The organism is Dactylosporangium darangshiense, from assembly GCF_039537565.1.
Lineage (GTDB): Bacteria > Actinomycetota > Actinomycetes > Mycobacteriales > Micromonosporaceae > Dactylosporangium > Dactylosporangium darangshiense.
Genome location: NZ_BAABAT010000057.1, coordinates 41,003 through 59,089, shown reverse-complemented (window position 1 = coordinate 59,089; position 18,087 = coordinate 41,003). Strand labels below are relative to the sequence as shown.

Sequence of the window (18,087 nt, the reverse complement as noted above, 5' to 3'; positions counted from 1 at the left end):
GTTCGCAGAGCCTTCGGATTCCACTCTGCCGAAGCCATCATCGCCCTCGCCATGCTCAGCCTCAGCGGATACCGCCCCGTACTCCCCAGATGACCACCAACTGGCCCACGGATCAGTCAGGAGGGCCTCTTTTGGTCGGCGGCGGCGTGCGCCAGGCTGATGTTGCCGGAGACCTGGTTGTGCGCGGTGTTGATGGCGGCCAGCGCCGACTCGATCTCGGGTGGCGGGTCGATGCCGGTGATCAGCACCGCGTCGAGCGCGATGCCGTACCGGGCGGCGGCCGAGGCGCACTCCGCGTTCATGTGGTCGTTGAGATCGCTCAGGTTCTTGCGCAGGTCGTTGATCGAGATCGCCTGCGCGGCGTCGAGATCCGCGGTACCGTCGCCCGTCCCCTGCCCCTGCGGTGCCGAGAAGTTGGCCACCCGGTCCCGCAGGACCGACACGAAGTAGCCCATGACGTGCGACACCGGATCCTTGACGCCGAACAGGTAGGCGTACAGGTTCCGCTCGGAGATCGTGTACCGCAACTGCCCGGTGAACCCGGTGTTCAGCTGATCCTTCGTCACCGCGTCGAGCACGGTGCCGCCGTGGTTGGCCTCAGGTCGTCGGGGTCGAAGGCGATGGACACGATGACCGTCGCGATCGACGCCTTGTGCACGGTCTGCCAGGGCCATTTGCGGTGTACGCCCGGGTGGACCACCCGCACCTGCGGATAGACGTATCGGTCGGCCTCCTCGGGGCTGAGCGACTGCGTGATCGGGTCATCGAGCGTCGTCGCCGTGCCCAGGCGCCGCGCCCGGCCGAAGGTGGTGATCACCGCCCGTTCGTTGGGGCCGACGGTGTAGAAGCCCCGTACCACGAACCGTAGCAAGAGCCAGGCCAGCAGCCCGACGCCGAACCAGAGCACCATCAGCCCTCCGGAAGTAACGCGGATCCATGGTGGGACAGGCGAACGCTTGGCATCTGCCACGCACTGTAGCGACGGCGCGCAGCCCCGGTCTGTCGTGAGTGGACGGTCGGCTGCGGCGACCGTGAACCCTGCGCGCTACCGCGAACGCCGGCAGCTACGTCCGGCTCGGCATCTTCGTCTCGCAGACACGGGTCGGTCAGGCCCATACGAGGACGTCGCCGTGCGTCCCGGGCGCCTCAGACCGGGCGTAGGCGCCGGACGTTGCGGAGCAGGGCGCCCGACAGCAACAGCGCCAGGAGCACGTAGGCGGATGTCTCGTACCACTGGAACTGCCAGTAGCGCGTCCCGGGCTGGTAGGCGACGAGCTGCTGCAGGTGCAGCTGGTTGATCGCGTCGTCGCATTCGGTCGGGGTGCTGGCCCGGTCGAGGCAGATCGCCGGGGCCGGCCCGGTGAACGGCCGGCCGGCCGGGTCGACGGTTCGGACCGAGACGATCCAGCCACCGGGGATGCTGACCGGGGTCGACACCGTCAGGCTCCCGCCGTCGATCGTGATCGCCTGGGGCTTGCCGGCATCGAGGGTGAGCGGCACCAGGGCGGTCTGCGCGGGGCGGTAGTGCTCGCGGACGACGGTGGGGACGATCAGCTGCACGGCGGCGAGGACGGCGAGCGTGACCGCCATGGCCGGGACGGTCCGGCGCACCAGCGCGCCGGCGGCGACGCCGACGGTGAAGGCGAACGCGGCGTAGCCGACCGGGGCGAGGTCGCGCGCGCCGAACAGCAGCGGTATGAACCGGTTGGGCAGGTCGAGGCCCTGGTCCGCGCCGGGCAGGCCGTCGGCGTGGTCGATGGGGCCGGACCACCGGGTGATCGCCCAGCTGAGCAGGGCGGTGACCAGCAACGCGGCCCCGCCGGCCAGGCCGAGCATGACGGCCAGCCAGCGGACGCGGCCGACGCTCTGGGTCCACACCAGGCGGAACGTGCCCGCCTCGAGCTCCCGGGAGAGCAGCGGCGCCCCCCAGAACAGGCCGATCAGCACCGGAGCGAGGTACACCAGCGCGATCCCGGCGAAGAACACCAGCGGGTACACGTCGTCGGCCTTGACCCCGGCGGCGAACGCGCGCTGCGCGGCGATGCAGTCGCCGGCGGCGGCGCAGGTGTCCAGGCCGCTGCTTGCGTGCAGATGGGCGAGGCGCGGCCCCGTGACGGCGAGGACGGCGGCGAGCGCGGCCAGGCCGCCGAGCGCGGCCCAGGCCTGGGCGCGGAATCGTCGCCAGGTCAGCCAGATCATGCGATGGTCTCCGTTTCGGCGGGCCGGACTCGGCGCAGCGTGGTCAGGACGAGGTCCTCCAGCGTCGTGCCGTCCCGCCGGGTGGCGAGCAGGTCGGCGATGCGCCCGGCCAGCTGCACCCGGCCGGCGCCGAGCACGATCAGGTGGTCACAGATCCGCTCCAGGTCGGTCACGAGGTGCGAGGACAGCACGACGCTCGTGGCCCGGGCGGCGACCGCCCCGGCCAGGTCGTCGAGGAACTCGCGCCGGGCCAGCGGGTCGAGGCTGGCCACCGGTTCGTCGAGCACGAGCAGGTCCGGGCGCTTGGCGAGGGCCAGCGTCAGCGCGAGCTGCGCGCGCTGCCCGCCGGACAGGCGCCCGGCCCGCCGGCGGAGGTCCAGTCCCAGCCGCCGCACGCGGCCGGCGGCGTACGCCGGATCCCAGGCGGGGTTGAGCCGCGCGCCCAGGGTGAGATGGTCGGCGACCGACAGCCCGGCGTACAGCGGCGCGTCCTGGGCGACGAACCCGATCCGGGCCCGGCTCGCCCCGGGCGGCCCGCCGAACACGCGCACGGTGCCGCCGGTCGGGGCGAGCAGCCCGACCGCCAGGTTCAGCAGCGTGCTCTTGCCGGCGCCGTTGGGCCCGACGAGCCCGACCACGTGCCCGGCCGGGATCGACATCGTGCATTCCTGCAGGGCCCACCGGCCCTGGTAGCGCTTGCCCAGGCCGCGGGCGTCGATGGCAGCCGTCATCGTGGGGTTCTCCTTGCCGTCGGTGTCGGTACCACCGTGCGCCGCGGGCGCTGCGTCCGTCGTCGGGCCCGGGTCCGGACTTTCGCGCCGCCGATCGGCCTGGAGTACACCCCGCGGCATCGGTCTGTGGTCCGACGACACCGAACCGCGCGGGGCGTTAGCGTGATCCCTATGCGGCTCCACCCGACCGATCGCCTCAGCGCCGCGCAGTGGGTTGCGATCGACTGCGTGACCGCGCTGGTACTGCTGGTCGGCTCCGCGGTGCCGACGCGGGCGGCGGCCGGGCCGCAGGGGCCATCCTGGGCGTTCTGGGCCGGCCTGGCGGCGGCGCTGGCCGCCGGGGCGCTACGGCGCCGGCGGCCACTGGTCGCGCTCGGCGTCGCGCTGCTCGCCGGGCCGGTCGCCCTGGGCGCAGGCGCGTTCCCGCTGCCGTGGGTGGTGGTCGCCTTCGTGATGTACCTGATCCCGCTGCGCTTCCCCCGCCGCATGGCACTGTGGGTGCTGGCCGGCACCTTGCTCGCCGGCGCGGCCGGCGTCGCCGTCGCCCCGCTGGCCCGGCCCGGCCCGAACCGGGTCGGAGCACTGCTGGAGGGCGCGCTGCTGGTGTCGATCGCGTGGGTCATCGGCTATGCGGTACAGCAACAGCGCCTGCACAACGAGCAGCGGGCCGAGCGCCGGCTGACCGACGAGCGCCTGCGGATCGCGCGCGAGCTGCACGACGTCGTCGCCCACTCGATGAGCGTGATCGCGCTGCAGTCCGGTGTGGCCAACCACGTGGCCGCCGAACGCCCCGAGGAGGCGCGCCGGGCGCTGGCCTCCATCGAGGAGATGAGCCGGTCCGCGCTACAGGAGATGCGGGCGCTGCTCGGGGTGCTGCGCGATCCGGACGAACCGGTCCGGCCGGCCCCGGGCCTCGCCGACGTGCCGGCGCTGGTCGCCCAGGCCGCCACCGCCGGCGTCCACGTCGCCCTGGAGGTCACCGGCGAGCCGGGCGGGCTGCCCGGCGGCGTGGATCTGGCCGCCTATCGTGTCGTGCAGGAGGCCATCACCAATGTCATCAAGCACGCCGCGACCGATCGCTGCCGGGTGTGCATCGACCGCGGCCCGACCCTGGTCACGGTGCGGGTGAGCGACGAGGGACGGGGCGGGGCCGCCGCCGCCGGCCACGGCATCACCGGGATGCGGGAGCGGACCCGCATGTACGGCGGGACCCTGCAGGCCGGCCCGTCGCCCGGCCACCCGGGCTTCCAGGTCGTCGCCACGTTCGCGATCCCCCGGGCGGAGGCCGCGTGATCCGCGTGGTGGTCGCCGACGACCAGACGCTGGTCCGCGGCAGCATCCGGGTCCTGGTCGACACCGCGCCCGACCTCACCGCCGTCGGCGAGGCCGCCACCGGCGCCGACGCGGTCGACCTCTCGGCCCGGGAACGGCCCGACGTCGTGCTCATGGACGTCCGGATGCCCGGCCTGGACGGCATCGAGGCGACCCGCCAGATCTGCACCAGGCCGGACCTCGCCGCGGTGAGGGTCATCATCCTCACCACGTTCGACGTCGACGAGTACGTGTTCGCCGCCCTCCGCAACGGCGCCAGCGGCTTCCTGCTCAAGGACACCCGCCCGGCCGACCTGCTCACCGCGATCCGCGTCGTCGCCTCCGGCGAGTCGTTGCTCGCGCCGAGCGTCACCCGGCGGCTCATCGAGGAGTTCGTCCGCCGCCCGGAGCCCGGCCGGCGGCCGGTCGCCGACCTGGCCGACACCACCGACCGGGAGCGGGAGGTGCTGACCCTGGTCGGCCTCGGCCTGTCCAACGCCGAGATCGCCGCGCACCTGCATGTCAGCCTGTCCACCGCGAAGGCCCACGTCAGCCGGCTGCTGATGAAGCTCGCCGCCCGCGACCGGGCCCAGCTCGTCATCGCCGCGTACAACACCGGCCTGGTCCGCCCGACGACCGACTGACGCGGTCACTTCGGGCTGAACGGGCCGGGCGGGTCAGCGACGCGCGCCCGCCCGGGAATGCGGACGGTCAGCTCGCGCGGACCTCGGCGGCGGCCGCGACGAGGTGCCGCGGCGACGCCTCGACCAGGCCCTTGATCGTGGCGCGGCGCGAGGAGGCCGGCGGCGTGCTCGCCGCCGCCGGCCTCGAGGTGCTCGACGTTCGCACCCTATGACGCCTTCCGCCACCGCTTGGACCAGGCCATCCAGCGCGACATCCTGGTCGCCCCGCATGCCGGGCCGCACAGTGTGAAACAGGCGCTACCGGTTGAACTGGAACCAGTTGAGGTTGACGAAGTCGGCGCCTGCCGTGCCGGTGAACGTGAGGAACACCGTGTGGACGCCGGTGGCCGAGCCGGTCAGGTTGGTGGTGGTGCTGGTCCAGGCCTGCCAGCCGCCGGTGGAGGTGACGGGGACGCTGGCGATGATCGGGCCGGTGGTGGAGTCCAGGCGGTACTGGATGGTGCCGCTGGACGCGCCGGAGGCCAGTCGCGTGGTCACCGACGCCGCGGTCGGGGTGCCGAAGTCCACGTTGGTGTAGCCGAGCCAGTCGCCGGGCGTGATGTAGCCGACGTTCTGGCCGGCGCCGGTGTCGGTGGTGGTCTCGGTCTGGGTGCCGGACTGGCTGCTGAAGCTCTCCGCCTGCCGCACGCTGTACGCGTTGGGCAGTCCGCCGCCGGCGTTGAACTGTAGCCAGTTGAGGTTGACGAAGTCGGTGCCCGCGGTGCCGGTGAAGGTGAGGTACAGCCGGTGCACGCCGGTGGCCGCGCCGGTCAGGTTGGTGGTGGTGCTGGTCCAGGCCTGCCAGCCGCCGGTGGAGGTGACGGGGACGCTGGCGATGATCGGGCCGGTGGTCGAGTCCAGGCGGTACTGGATGGTGCCGCTGGACGCGCCGGAGGCCAGCCGGGTCGTGACCGAGGCCGGCGACGCCGCGCCGAAGTCGAGGTCGTAGGCGAGCGTGTCGCCGGGCGTGATGAAGCCGACGTTCTGGCCGCCGCCGGTGTCGGTGGTGGTCTCGGTCTGCGTCCCGGTCTGGGCGTTGTAGCTCTCGGCCTGGATCTGGGTGTACGCGCTGCGCGTTGTCTGCTGCGTGCCCCACGGGACCTGCGGCGAGCTGTAGTAGTTGATCCCCTGCACCGTCCACCGTGGACCCTGCGCGCCGAGCCGCACCTTGAACGTGTCCCAGTTGCGTGCCGACTGCGGCGACCAGGCCAGCTCGGCCAGCGCCGGCAGCCGCGGGAACGCCATGAACTCGATGTCGGCCAGCTTGGTGATGGTCTCGGTCCACAGTGGAGCCTCGACGCCGAGGATCGCGCTGGCCGGCACGCCGGAGAGGTAGGCGCCCGGGTCCCAGTTGTAGGCGGTCTGCACCTCGATCAGGCCGGCCCACGTCTGGCCGAGCGGGGTCGAGTTGGTGTACTTCATGTCGAGGTACGCCTTGTTCGCCGGCGACAGCAGGATCTTGTCGCCCTTACTCACCGCGGCGCTCAGGTCAGCGTCCGATGTGGACGTTCCCCAGTACTGCGCGACACGGTTCGTCGTGTGGTCGGCCTGCCCGATCTGGTGCCAGCCGACGACGGTCTTGCCGGCCGCGCCGACGAAGGGCTGCACGCGGTTCATGAACGTGGTGTAGTCCGCCGCCGGCGTGCTCGACGCCTCGTCGCCGCCGACGTGCAGATACGGCCCGGGGGTGATGGCAGCGAGCTCGTTGAGCACCTGCTGCACGAACGTGTACGTGACCTCCTTGCTGACGCACAGCGAGCTGAAGCCGACGTTCGTGCCGGTGTACAGCGGCGGGGCCGTGTTGTTGCAGTTGAGCTGCGCGTAGGAGGCGAGCGCGGCGTTGACGTGGCCGGGCATGTCGATCTCGGGCACGATGGTGATCTGTCGCGACGCCGCGTAGGAGACCAGGTCGGAGTACTGCGCCTTGGTGTAGTAGCCGCCCGCGCCGCCGCCCACCTGGGTGCTGCCGCCCACGGTAGCCAGCTGCGGCCAGGCATCGATCACGATGCGCCAGCCCTGGTCGTCGGAGAGGTGGAGGTGCAAGATATTGATCTTGTACTGCGCGATCTCGTCGATGTACCGCTTCACCACGTCGGGGGCGAAGAAGTGCCGCGACACGTCGAGCATCGCGCCGCGGTACGCGTACCGCGGGTAGTCGACGATCCGGCCGCCGGTGACCGTCCACGGCCCACTCTGGACGGTCTGCGCCTCGACCGTCGCCGGCAGCAGCTGCCGCAGCGTCTGCACCCCGTGGAACAGCCCGGCCGCGGTCTGCGCGCGGAGCGTGACGGCGGCGGCGGTCACGTCGAGCTGGTAGCCCTCGGCGCCCACGCTCGGGTCGGCACCGGACAGCAGCAGTGCGATGCCGCTCGTCGGCGTGCCGGTCGTGGTGGAGACCGGCAGCGCGTAGCCGGTCGACGGGCGGAGGATGCCGGCGAGGTAGTTGCCGGCGTCGGTGGCGCCGGCCGCAGTCTGGATCGCGGCGTTCGACGGCAGCGTGTAGGTCACGCCGGCCGCGGGCTGCGCCGACACCGGCGCGGGTACGACGTCGGAGAGGCTCACCGCGGCGCTGGCCGGGGAGGCCGTCAGCAGCAAGGCGGCGCCGGTGGCGGCGGTCGCGACGGCCACGGCAGAGGCGAGCAGCCGGTTGCGCGGGGAACGGTGCACGGCATCCTCCAGCGAAACTGTTAAGTTTCCTGCTAGTTTGACGGCACGCTATGTCCCGCGCGGGAAAGTGTCAAGGGAGCCATCGGGTCCGGCGCGCGGGCTGGCGAACCGGCGGGTAGGAGTTCGGGCATGCATGGGCAACCGCGCGACGGGAAGATGACCGATAGCTGTCGTACGCTCACGGTCCCAGCTTGTCGTCGTCGATCTGTGACGACAGCCGGTAGCGTCCCCGCCATGCCGTTGACTCTTCGTCGCGCAGCGAGGTCAGGGACAGTTGCTCAGTGTTGCGCGAACCTGCGGCTCCCGGCGGAGCCCGATGCCGAGCACCACAGTCCACGCCACCGGGACCGTGACGAACACACGCTCGGCCAGGCCGTTCCATCCGGCGGGCGCAGCGACGTAGTCGACCAGCAGGACCAGTCCGGCAACGGTGGTGAGCGTCGAGTAGGTGGCGAGGGCGCGCCGGTGGGCGGCGGCGCGCAACGGGACGGCCAGGATGGCCGGCGCGGCGAGGAAGGTCATGAAGGACAGGACGGCGGCGAGGCCGTGTAGCTGGTGGTGCCAGGAGACCGTGCCGGCCTGTTCGCGTGCCATGCACACGGCCAGGCCGGTGTCGCAGTCCTCGCGGGCGAGCGCCTGCACCGCCACGGTGACGCCCGTCGTCGCGAGCAGGGCGATGCCGGCGGCCGCCTCCCGGCCGGTGAGCGTGGCCGCCAGCCGGGCGGCCAGAGCCAGGAACCCGGCGGCGAGTAGCAGCTCGCCGCTCATCGTGATCCACGGCCGGGGTGCGCCGGCGGCGGCGAGGGCGCTGAGGTCGGCGCGCATCGGGTGGTACCCGGGAACGGACACCGAGGCGAACGCCCAGGCGGCCACGCATGCGAGGGGTCCGGCGACGGCGGCCGCGCCGAGGACCCGCTGCACGGTCCGGCGGTTCACGACTGCGCCCGGGCGCGGCGGCCGAGGCGGAGCCCGACGAGGAGGGTGACAGCGGAGATCACGGCGAGCGCCGGCGCGATCCAGAGAACGTCGCCGTAGTCGCCGCCGTGGTCGGGTGCGGACATGGTCAGCAGCGCGACCGCCGCGGCGTAGAAGAGGACCTGGAGCGCGATCGCGACCTTGCGCGGGGCGAGCCAGCCGGCAAGGAGTCCGCCGATGACGGGGAGCAGAGCGAACATGTCGACCTCCATGGGTTTGTGCTTCGGGTTGTTGGGCCATGTCCAGGTTCGGCGCGCCGGCCGGGCCGGCGCATCGTGGCGTGCCCGCGCGGCGCTCCGTGCTGGCCCGGAGCCGCGGAGCCCGGCGGGGTGCGACCATGCCAGGATGGAAGTTCGGGCGCCTCGGTGGAGTGCGCTTGGCTGGCTGCTGTGCGCCGCGGCGGCGGTGGGCATCGGCCTGGCGCTGGTGTTCGCGCTCCGCGACGGCGTGCCACCGGGCCGGGACCTGGCGTTGGACTGTGCGCTCGGGCTGGGCAACGGGCTGCTCGGCGCGTTCATCCTGACCCGCAGCCCGCGCCATCCGATCGGCTGGCTCTTCGTGTTCAGTGGGTTCGTGCGGGCCGTCGCCGCGGCGGCCGGGGCGTGGTCCTACCGGGCGCTGGTCACCGATCCCGGCTCGCTGCCCGGTGGGCCGTCGGCGTCCTGGCTGGCCTGGATGTATCTGCAGTCGGTGGCGACGGCGCCGATGATCGCGGTGTTGTTCCCCGATGGTCGGCTGCCCGGGCGGGTCTGGCGGGTCGTGCCGGTGCTGTGCGCGGCGGTGGCTCTGCTGTTCGGTGTCGCGGTGCCGGCCGCGATGTGGCCGTACCGGGGACCGCGGCTGCTGCCGGACGCGCCGGTGCCCGACACCGTGGTGGGGCACGCCGTCGACGCCGCGCTCAGCGTCGGCGGGGTGCTGGCGTTGGTCGCCGCCGTCCTCGCGTTGGCGTCGGTGGTGGTGCGCGGCCGGCGCGAGGCCGGCGACGTGCGCCAGCAGGTGAAGTGGTTCGGCTTCGGCGCCGCGTTCGGGCTCGTGCTCAACACGACCGGGCTCATCCCCGGCTTCGCCTGGACCCGCGCGCTCGGGCCGGTCGCGCTGCTGACCGGCATCGGGCTGGGCATCTTCCGGTTCCGGCTCTACAACGTCGACCGGCTGATCAACCGGACACTCGTGTACGGGCTCCTGACGGTCGTCCTGGTCGCCACGTTCGCCGCCGGGGACGTGACGCTCGCCCTGGTCGTCGGCCGCGGCTCGACGGTCGCCGCCGCCGTGAGCGCGTTCGTGGTGGCGCTGTTGCTGCGCCCGGTGCGCGATCGGCTGCAGGACCTGATCGACCGGCTGTTCGACCGGCGCACCCACGACGCGGTACGGATGCTGCATGGATTGTCCCGGCAGGTCGGCCACGAGCCTGTGCAGCCGGCGGAGGTCCGGGACACGCTGCGCAGGGCGCTCGGCGACCCCTCGCTGGAGATCTACTTCCAGGCCCGCGAGCCGAGCGTCCTGCTGGATCTGGACGGCGGCGTGACCGCTCCGCCCGCGCCGGCGACCGGCCGGACGATCGAACGGATCGCCCGGGGAGCCGAGACGATCGCGTTGGTCGTGCACGGCAGTCGTGAGCCTGGACTGGCCCGGTCGGTGCTGCGCGCCGCCACCCCCGTGCTCGAACACGCCCGGCTGCAGGCCGAATTGTCGCTGCAGCTCGTCGAGGTCCGCGCGTCTCGGGCAAGGCTGGCGGTCGCAGCCGACGCCGAACGGCGCCGGATCGAGCGCGACCTGCACGACGGCGCCCAGCAACGGCTGGCCGGTCTCGCGTTGCACATCCAGTCCGCGCGGCGCCGGGCGTCGTATCCGCCGGACGCCATGGAACTGCTCGGCTTCACCGTCGACGAGCTGCGCGCCGGCCTCAAGGACATCCGGGACCTGGTGCACGGCATCCTGCCGCCCGCGCTGGTTACCGGCGGGCTGCCGGCCGCGATCGCCGACCTCGCCCGGCCGGACACAGTCGTGGTCACCTGCCAGGTGCCCGGCCGGTACGCGCCGAGCATCGAAGCGACCGCCTGGTTCGTGGCCTGCGAGGGGATCGCCAACGCCAGCAAGCACGCTCCCGGCGGGACCGTCCACGTCGAGGTGTCCACCGCCGGCGGCCGGCTGCTCGTCCGGGTCAGCGACAACGGGCCGGGCGGCGCCGACCCCGACGGCCGGGGACTGCGGCACCTCGCCGACCGGGTGCAGGCGCACGCCGGGTCTCTGCGCGTCGACAGCCCTGCCAGGGGCGGCACCACTCTTGTCGCGGACCTGCCGTGCGTGTCGTAGTCGCCGACGATGCGGTCCTCCTACGCGAGGGGATCGTGCGCATCCTCACCGACGACGGCTATCAGGTGGTCGCCGCGGTGGGCTCCGCGCCCGACCTGGTCCGGGCCGCCCACAGCCTCGCGCCGGACCTGGTCATCGCCGACATCCGGATGCCGCCCGAGCACACCGACGACGGCATCGTCGCCGCCCGGCGCATTCGCACGCACCGGCCGGAGACGGCGGTCGTGCTGCTGTCACAGTATGTCGAGGCCACCGCCGCCGTCGACCTGTTCCGGGACAACCCGGCCGGCATGGGCTATCTGCTCAAGGACCGGGTGCTGCAGATCGACGACTTCCTCGACGCGGTGCGCCGGGTCGCCGGCGGCGGCAGCGCCATCGACCCTGTGGTGGTGGCCCGGCTCGTCGGGCGCAGCACCGCCCGCACCAACCCGCTCGCCTCGCTCACCGAGCGCGAGGCCGAGGTGCTCGCGCTCATGGCCGAGGGGCTGTCCAACGGCGGCATCGCGGCGCGTCTGCACGTCGGCGTGCGCACCGTCGAGACCTACACCGGCGCGGTGTTCGCCAAGCTCGGCATCGCCAGCACCGCCGAGGAGCACCGCCGGGTCAAGGCCGTCCTGGCGTACCTGGGCAACGGCCGGCCCTGAGCCGCGGCTATCTATGCACTACCAGCCCGGCGGGGCCAGTGACCGGGTAAGCCAGAAATGCCGGCCCAGGCCGCGGCAGGCCAAGTTCGGACTATCTGTACTCGGCTGCGTGCGCTGGTGCCGAACTCCCACGAGGGCCGCAGGCGTACATGCGGTGGCTCGGCGCTGTGGCGCCCTACTGAAGCTCAGGAGGGCCGGGGTGCCCGGCGGTCGCGGCGCTGTTCGAGTTCTTCCTCGCTGACCAGCGTTTGCATCGGCTGACCCGGCACCATGATCATGGTGGCCAGGAAGCGCAGCCAGGTGTCCGGCCGGTTGTTGGTGGTTTGGTAGTGGATGACGTCGCCGCCCGGCTCGAAAACCGCCTCGCCGGCCCGGATCACTCGCTCCGGCTGGCCCTCCAGTTCGAAGATCATCTCGCCTTCGAGGACGTAGGCGGACAACGGGCCGGAATGCCGGTGCGGCGGGATGCCCTCGCCCGGCGGCACCTCGAGCAGCACGGTCATGAGCTCGGGCGAATCGGGGATGAACGGCGGTGACTCGTCGAGCAGCGTCGTGCGTGTGACGAGGTCCTTGGGCATTCCAATCCTCCAACGTATCCCGAGCGTGTCCGTAGCCACCGGCTACGAACATTCATGGTTGCCCGGCGGTGCCCAACCGCCGCCATCCGGGCGAGGTGACCAGGGTGTGCCGGACCGCGAGGAGCCGAAAATGGCTTGCGCATCCTCCGAGCGCCGAGAGCTCCCAGGGCGCACACATGTCAGGCGGGCTGTCGCACCGCCGTCCCAAGACGATTGTCGATCAGGTACCGCCAGAGTCCATCCGTGCCGCGGCGCGCGACATCGCTTGCCGTGCCTTCGACGTGCACGTGCTTGCCGTCGGGACCTGTGCCATCAATTGACCAGTCCACCACGATCTCGGCGATGTCTCCGGCAACGAACACATGGCGCGCCTTGGCCTCCAGCGGCAGGCCGAGGCTGAGATCGCGCTCGAGTTCGGCAGCGATCTCGGCGCGATCAGTGACGGTTCGCCCGTCGTCCGCGACGAGCACGGCTCCTTCGTACAAGGTCATCATCTCGCTGACCTTGCCGGAGTTAAATCGCTCAATCAGCGACGGGATGACGCCTTCGGGTCCAGTGGGGAGCGAATGGGACTCGGACATCGCGATCTCCTGTTGTGTTCGTTGAACTGCGATGCGTCCCACGCTATAACGCTGGTGATGGCCAGGCTGGAGGAGAATCCGCAGGTCATCTCCCATCTCACGCCGGTCTCATCGAGCTGGGGATCTCCACTAGTTGCTCAGGGAATGCCAGCCTGGTTATGCCGACCTACCGCGCGACGATCGCGTCCCCGAGTCCTCACGGACGAACGCGGATGATCGTCTTTCCCTTGATCCGCTCGGTCGGGTTGAGGGCGGCGACGGCATCGTCGAGGGTTGCGATATTGCCGATGTTCGTCCGCAGTCGTCCGTCCCGGACCCGGCGGACGATCTCACCCAGCTGGGCGCGATCGGACTCGACAACAAAGTCGATCGCCAAGCCGTCCGCGGGCCGCGCCTCGGGCGGCCCGACGACGGACACCAGCGTTCCTCCGGCCCGGATCAGGCCTGCGGACCGATTCTGGATGTCTCCGCCGATGACATCGAACACCAGGTCGACGCCGCCGACGTCTTCCAGGGCGTCGTTCTCAAGGTCGACGAACTCCATCGCGCCGAAGTCGAGCGCCTTCTGCCGGTCACCAGCGCGCCCCGTACCGATGACATACGCGCCAGCCTCGCGCGCGAGTTGCGTCACCATCGTCCCGACTGCGCCGGCCGCGCCGTGCGCGAGGACACTCTGCCCCGCCTGAAGGCGGCCGTGCTCGAACAGCCCTTGCCACGCGGTCAGGCCCGAGATCGGCAGGCTCGCGCCCACCGTGAAGTCGACGTCGCCCGGCAGCGGCGCGAGATTGCGTGCCTCGACGGCCACATACTCCGCCAGGGTGCCGTCGCGATGCCAGTCCGTGATGCCGAACACCCGCTGTCCCACAGACACACCGGTCGTGCCGTACCCGACAGCGGTGACCATTCCGGCCATCTCGTGCCCGGGGATCGACGGCGTTCGGTCACGGTCGCGGCGATCGGTCCAGGTCGAGGGCCACGCCGTCTCAGTCGGGACGAATCCCGACGCATGAACCTGAACGACGACGTCGTTGATCGCTGCCGGCGGCTCCGGCCGGTCCACCAGCGTCATCCCGGCCGTTCCCGCAGCCTGGTTCGTCACCACGATCGCCCTCATGGGAACTGTCTCCTTGGTCATTTGTCTCTTTGGCGAAGTGTTGCATCGATGTGCGCGTATCGCTCACGGACGAACGCGGATGATCGTCTGCCCGCTGAGCCGCTCGGTCGGGTTGAGGGCGGCGACGGCATCGTCGAGGGTTGCGATGTCGCCGATGTTCGTCCGCAGTCGTCCGTCCCGGACCCGGCGGACGATCTCACCCAGCTGGGCGCGATCGGACGCAACAACGAAGTCGATCGCCAAGCCGTCCGCGGGCCGCGCCTCGGGCGGCCCGACGACGGACACCAGCGTTCCTCCGGCCCGAATCAAGCCTGCGGACCGCCTCTGGATGTCTCCGCCGATGACATCGAACACCAGGTCGACGCCGCCGACGTCTTCCAGGGCGTCGTTCTCAAGGTCGACGAACTGCATCGCGCCGAAGTCGAGCGCCTTCTGACGGTCACCAGCGCGCCCGGTGCCGATGACGTAGGCGCCGAACTCACGTGCGAGCTGAGTCACCATCGACCCGACTGAGCCGGCCGCGCCGTGCACGAGGACACTCTGCCCCGCCTGAAGGCGGCCATGCTCGAACAGCCCTTGCCACGCAGTCAGGCCCGGCATCGGCAGGCTCGCGCCCACCGTGAAATCGACGTCGCCCGGCAGCGGCGCGAGGTTGCGTGCCTCGATCGCCACATACTCCGCCAGCCCGCCGCCGCGATACGAGTCCGTGAGGCCGAACACCCGCTGTCCCACAGACAGACCGGTCGTGCCGTACCCGAGAGCGGTGACCACTCCGGCCAGCTCCTGTCCGGGAATGGACGGTATCCGGTCACGACCGAAGCGATCGGTCCAGGTCGAGGGCCACGTCAGCTCACCCGAGGTGAATCCCGACGCATGAACCTGAACAACGACGTCGTTTATCGCCGGTTCCGGCTCGGGCCGCTCCACCAGCGTCATCCCGGCCGTTCCCGCAGCCTGGTCCGTCACCGCAATCGCCTTCATCGGAGACCTCGCTTTACCCAGTCATCGCCACACGGCTTTGTCGGTTCAGCAGTGTTAGTGGCACCAGACCTCGGTGTCCGACCACGCTGATCGGTACGGGTTGTGGCGCGAGGGCGTCGTTGTCGAGCGACGCTTCGAAGCAGCTCAGCTGTGCGTGGCGGTGTGAGAACTGTCCGGACACGTAGATCGTCTCACCGTGCCGCACGGCCTGTGCCGACTAGCCGTGGCTACGCTCGGTGTTCACCCAGGTCGCGGACAAGGGAGCGGGGCGGTCCGGTCGGTGCACAGGCCGGGCATCGGTCTGAGCCGGTGCTTCAGCCGGCTATGCACCAAGCCGCCCTACGCCAATCGGCAACCGCCTCGTCGGCATCCTCCACGGCTGCCTCAGAACCGGCACCACCTACAACGAAGCCACCGCCTGGGGCCACCACCTGGAAAACCGCCAAACCCTCCGCTTGACACCCAAACCATATGGGATGTCTGTCAGGACGGCTGTGGCGTGGGGCAGTCGTGGTGCTGTTGGTGTCGGTGGCGCTTGGCACCGATGCGGCTGGCTTGGCACGATTGAAGCGAGGAGCTAATAGGGCGGGAAGGCGAGATCATGCGGATTCTGATGATCGCGCCCCCGGGCGCGGGCAAGGGAACGCAGGGCGCGCTGATCGCCGCTCATTTCGACATCCCCTGCATTGTGATAGGCGAGAAGCTGCGCGATCACGTCGCCCGGCAGACGGATCTCGGCCAGGCCGTTGAGAGCCACCTCAGCCGTGGGGAGCTGGTACCCGACGAGATCGTGATGGACTTGGTCCACGAGGGGTATATCGCTGCCAAGTCGGCCGGCGGCGAGTATGTGGTCGACGGGGTGCCGCGCACGCTGGCGCAGGCCCGGGCGATGTACGTCACCGGCGTGGAGCTGAAGATGACCGCGAACATTGCGCTGCATCTGGCGGCCGACGACAAGGAGGTGACACGACGGCTGTTGGCGCGGGCCGTCGTCGAGCGCCGCTCCGACGACACCGAGGACGTCATCCGGCAGCGGCTGGAGCTGTACCACCAAGTGACACACCCGATCCTCGCGTGGTACGCCGACCGCGGCATCCTGGTGTCGGTAGACGCGATGCGCCCCGCCTCGAGGGTCGGCCGGGAGATCATCGTTGCGCTTGAGGCGATGCGCCCACTGGTCGACTACGTTCCCGAACACCTGCGCCGGCCGGTCGACCTCACCGGCCTCGACGCCGCCTTCGGCCACGCCCCTAGCCTGCTGTGATGCCGACTCTGTTCGTCCGGGCTCGACACTGCTGAGCAGCTGGCCAGTGCTTCCCGCCGCGCCTCCCGGGCGTTCCGCCGGACGCGGCCGGCGCGTCCGGGCCTATCCTTCTCCGATGAGGTTCGACTTCGACCGGTGGGCGTACGACCCTGCAGCGCAGCTGCCCGACCAGGACTTCGACCTCATGCTGCACGACGTGTCGTTCCTGCCGTTCCTCGTCGACACTGCTGCCGACCCGGCCTGCCCCAAGCAGCACGACTGCGCGATGGTCCTCGAGGACTACACTCGCCGGCTGCTCTCCGGCGGCATGGAGCTCGACGCGGTCCGGGCCGCCGCCGCGCGCGGGCGCGGACGCGCCCTGGCTGGCGAGTGGGCGGCCTACGCCGAGCGGGCCCTCGGCTACCACGACCGGCCCGGGCCGGTGAACCGCGCGAAGGCCGAGCAGATGGCGCAGGACCTGCTCGTCGGGGACCTGCACAGGCACGCGATGCGCGGCGTTCCGCTCACCGTGTCGCTCGCGGACCCCGACTCGCACTGGGTCGGCGAACTCGGGCTGCCGTATCCGCACCTGTTGTACATCCACCGCCGCACCGGCGCGTTCCGGCCCGCGTTCCTGCGCCCGCTGCCGCCGGCGGAGGTCGCGGCGGTCCGCTGAGTCCTATCCGGGCTCAACCTTGTCGATGGTCAGGAGGGCGGACCGCCGCGGCCGGTCCTCCCCGCACGGCTGCCAGGGCGTCAGGTGCGGCCCGGCCGGCGCCGGCGGGGTCGCCGATGGCGGTGACAGCCGCCTCGACCGGCGACGGGACCAGACCTGGATCAGCACGATCGCTCCCGCGGCGGCGGCCGGGACGAGGCCGCAGACGGCCATCCCGAAGCGTGCGCCGACGTGGTTGGTGAGTGCCCCGATGATGGGGGCGCCGAGCGGGGTCCCGCCGGCGAACACCAGCATGTAGAGGCCCATCACGCGGCCGCGCATCTCCGGGTCGACCCACAGCTGGACCGCCGAGTTCGCCAGCGCCTGGAACGCCAGGTTCACGAACCCCATCACGGCCAGCAGCGGCAGGAACGCCGGCAGGTTCGGCGCGACGGCGGCGAGTGCCTGCAGCGCCCCGAACAGCCCTCCGTACAGGACGATGGGCCGCAGCCGGGTGGACGTTCCCGATCCGGCGGCGAGCGCGCCCATCGCGGAGCCGACGGCCAGCACGACGTTGAACAGTCCGTACATGCCGGCGGTCCCGTGGAACGTCCGGGTCGCAATGGCCGTCAGCACGATCGGGAAGTTCAGGCCGAACGTGCCGATGACGCCGACAAGAAAGACCGTCCAGAACACCTGCGGGCGTTGTCGCACGTACCTTCCGGCCGTTCGGAACGCTCGGGGTTCGCGGCTCGCCGGCGGCGCGGGCGTCAGGTCACCCGGACGCAAGCGGAGCAGCGCCATCGTGGGGCCGAGGTAGCACAGGGCGTTGCATGCGAAGGCCCATCCGGTGCCGGCGGTGCCGATGAGCACGCTGGCGACTGCTGGGCCGATGAGCCGGGTGGCCTGGAAGGCCATCGCGTTGAGCGAGACCGCTTGGCGCAGATGGCTCACCGGTACGACCTCGGTCGCGAACACCTGGCGGGTCGGGGCGTCGACGGCGAAGACGAGCCCGGTCAGCAGGGCAATCAGGAACACGTACTGGATGCGGATCACGCCGAGGATGGTGAGGACGGCGAGCGCGCCGGTCAGGCAGGCGTTCAGCGTCTGTGTGATCAGCAGGATCCGGCGTTTGGGGTAGCGGTCGGCGAGCTGGCCACCGTGGACGCCCAGGAAAAGAATGGGTAGGAACTGCAGAGCCATGGTGATGCCGACGGCCGTCGGGCTGTCCGTGAGCTGCAGCGCCAGCCAGTCCTGCGCGATGCTGCCCATCCAGGTGCCGGTGCTGGCGAGGCTCTGTCCGATCAGGTAGGTGCGGTATCCGCGGTACCTCAGTGCGGCGAACGGGTTGTCGGCGGTAGTCGAGGTCGAACTTCGGACGGCTGAAGCCGTGCTCACAAGAAATCCTCTCG

General features: G+C 71.2%; 19 protein-coding genes. 6 read left to right on the top strand and 13 right to left on the bottom strand.

What is annotated here, in order from left to right; genetic code table 11:
• Window positions 1-116: 116 nt before the first annotated feature.
• The 4 genes from ABD901_RS51245 to ABD901_RS51230 all read right to left on the bottom strand — a co-directional run bounded on the left by ABD901_RS51245 (window position 117) and on the right by ABD901_RS51230 (window position 2,930).
• Window positions 117-566 (bottom strand): SPFH domain-containing protein, encoded by a 450-nt coding sequence (locus ABD901_RS51245; protein WP_345141157.1) that lies wholly within the window; start codon window positions 564-566, stop codon window positions 117-119.
• Window positions 563-910: an SPFH domain-containing protein gene (locus tag ABD901_RS51240; RefSeq protein ID WP_345141154.1), complete on the bottom strand. Its 348-nt coding sequence runs from the start codon at window positions 908-910 to the stop codon at window positions 563-565. The genes ABD901_RS51245 and ABD901_RS51240 overlap by 4 nt, the downstream gene beginning before the upstream one ends.
• Before the next feature lie 236 nt (window positions 911-1,146).
• A complete protein-coding gene (locus ABD901_RS51235) occupies window positions 1,147-2,199 on the bottom strand; it encodes an ABC transporter permease (protein ID WP_345141151.1) in 1,053 nt (350 codons plus the stop codon).
• Complete coding sequence (locus ABD901_RS51230) at window positions 2,196-2,930, bottom strand: ABC transporter ATP-binding protein (protein ID WP_345141148.1); 735 nt, start codon at window positions 2,928-2,930, stop codon at window positions 2,196-2,198. The genes ABD901_RS51235 and ABD901_RS51230 overlap by 4 nt, the downstream gene beginning before the upstream one ends.
• 171 nt (window positions 2,931-3,101) lie before the next feature.
• Between ABD901_RS51230 and ABD901_RS51225 the strand changes: the two genes are divergently transcribed.
• Together ABD901_RS51225 and ABD901_RS51220 are read left to right on the top strand one after the other, a co-directional pair.
• Window positions 3,102-4,223 (top strand): sensor histidine kinase, encoded by a 1,122-nt coding sequence (locus ABD901_RS51225; protein WP_345141145.1) that lies wholly within the window; start codon window positions 3,102-3,104, stop codon window positions 4,221-4,223.
• Window positions 4,220-4,885 carry a response regulator gene (locus tag ABD901_RS51220; RefSeq protein ID WP_345141141.1) on the top strand — a complete coding sequence of 222 codons (666 nt, stop codon included), beginning with the start codon at window positions 4,220-4,222 and terminating at the stop codon, window positions 4,883-4,885. The genes ABD901_RS51225 and ABD901_RS51220 overlap by 4 nt, the downstream gene beginning before the upstream one ends.
• Before the next feature lie 67 nt (window positions 4,886-4,952).
• Here ABD901_RS51220 and ABD901_RS51215 read toward each other — a convergent pair whose 3' ends face one another.
• From ABD901_RS51215 to ABD901_RS51200, 4 genes are all read right to left on the bottom strand, one after another.
• Window positions 4,953-5,090 carry a hypothetical protein gene (locus ABD901_RS51215; RefSeq protein WP_345141138.1) on the bottom strand — a complete coding sequence of 46 codons (138 nt, stop codon included), beginning with the start codon at window positions 5,088-5,090 and terminating at the stop codon, window positions 4,953-4,955.
• Between the two features lie 92 nt (window positions 5,091-5,182).
• Window positions 5,183-7,591, bottom strand: coding sequence for a family 20 glycosylhydrolase (locus ABD901_RS51210; protein ID WP_345141135.1), 2,409 nt, complete (start codon window positions 7,589-7,591; stop codon window positions 5,183-5,185).
• Window positions 7,592-7,855: 264 nt separating this feature from the next.
• Window positions 7,856-8,527, bottom strand: a complete 672-nt coding sequence (locus tag ABD901_RS51205) for a DUF998 domain-containing protein (RefSeq protein ID WP_345141132.1) — start codon at window positions 8,525-8,527, stop codon at window positions 7,856-7,858.
• Window positions 8,524-8,766: a hypothetical protein gene (locus ABD901_RS51200; RefSeq protein WP_345141129.1), complete on the bottom strand. Its 243-nt coding sequence runs from the start codon at window positions 8,764-8,766 to the stop codon at window positions 8,524-8,526. Before ABD901_RS51200 ends, ABD901_RS51205 begins: the two co-directional genes overlap by 4 nt.
• Window positions 8,767-8,911: 145 nt before the next feature.
• Between ABD901_RS51200 and ABD901_RS51195 the strand changes: the two genes are divergently transcribed.
• Together ABD901_RS51195 and ABD901_RS51190 are read left to right on the top strand one after the other, a co-directional pair.
• Window positions 8,912-10,879 carry a sensor histidine kinase gene (locus ABD901_RS51195; protein WP_345141126.1) on the top strand — a complete coding sequence of 656 codons (1,968 nt, stop codon included), beginning with the start codon at window positions 8,912-8,914 and terminating at the stop codon, window positions 10,877-10,879.
• Complete coding sequence (locus tag ABD901_RS51190) at window positions 10,867-11,523, top strand: response regulator (RefSeq protein ID WP_345141123.1); 657 nt, start codon at window positions 10,867-10,869, stop codon at window positions 11,521-11,523. The genes ABD901_RS51195 and ABD901_RS51190 overlap by 13 nt, the downstream gene beginning before the upstream one ends.
• A 185-nt stretch (window positions 11,524-11,708) precedes the next feature.
• Here the strand turns inward: ABD901_RS51190 and ABD901_RS51185 are convergent, their stop codons facing one another.
• From ABD901_RS51185 to ABD901_RS51170, 4 genes are all read right to left on the bottom strand, one after another.
• Window positions 11,709-12,101 (bottom strand): cupin domain-containing protein, encoded by a 393-nt coding sequence (locus ABD901_RS51185; RefSeq protein ID WP_345141120.1) that lies wholly within the window; start codon window positions 12,099-12,101, stop codon window positions 11,709-11,711.
• 179 nt (window positions 12,102-12,280) lie between these two features.
• On the bottom strand, window positions 12,281-12,724 hold the full coding sequence (locus ABD901_RS51180) for a YybH family protein (RefSeq protein ID WP_345141117.1): 444 nt from the start codon (window positions 12,722-12,724) through the stop codon (window positions 12,281-12,283).
• A gap of 154 nt (window positions 12,725-12,878) precedes the next feature.
• Window positions 12,879-13,796: an NADP-dependent oxidoreductase gene (locus ABD901_RS51175; RefSeq protein ID WP_345141114.1), complete on the bottom strand. Its 918-nt coding sequence runs from the start codon at window positions 13,794-13,796 to the stop codon at window positions 12,879-12,881.
• Window positions 13,797-13,859: 63 nt separating this feature from the next.
• Complete coding sequence (locus ABD901_RS51170; protein WP_345141111.1) at window positions 13,860-14,777, bottom strand: NADP-dependent oxidoreductase; 918 nt, start codon at window positions 14,775-14,777, stop codon at window positions 13,860-13,862.
• Window positions 14,778-15,390: 613 nt separating this feature from the next.
• Here ABD901_RS51170 and ABD901_RS51165 point away from each other — a divergent pair.
• Window positions 15,391-16,041: an adenylate kinase family protein gene (locus tag ABD901_RS51165; RefSeq protein WP_345141108.1), complete on the top strand. Its 651-nt coding sequence runs from the start codon at window positions 15,391-15,393 to the stop codon at window positions 16,039-16,041.
• 115 nt (window positions 16,042-16,156) lie between these two features.
• Window positions 16,157-16,696, top strand: coding sequence for a hypothetical protein (locus ABD901_RS51160; RefSeq protein WP_345141105.1), 540 nt, complete (start codon window positions 16,157-16,159; stop codon window positions 16,694-16,696).
• A gap of 3 nt (window positions 16,697-16,699) precedes the next feature.
• Here ABD901_RS51160 and ABD901_RS51155 read toward each other — a convergent pair whose 3' ends face one another.
• Window positions 16,700-18,073 (bottom strand): MFS transporter, encoded by a 1,374-nt coding sequence (locus tag ABD901_RS51155; RefSeq protein ID WP_345141102.1) that lies wholly within the window; start codon window positions 18,071-18,073, stop codon window positions 16,700-16,702.
• Between the last annotated feature and the right edge of the window lie 14 nt (window positions 18,074-18,087).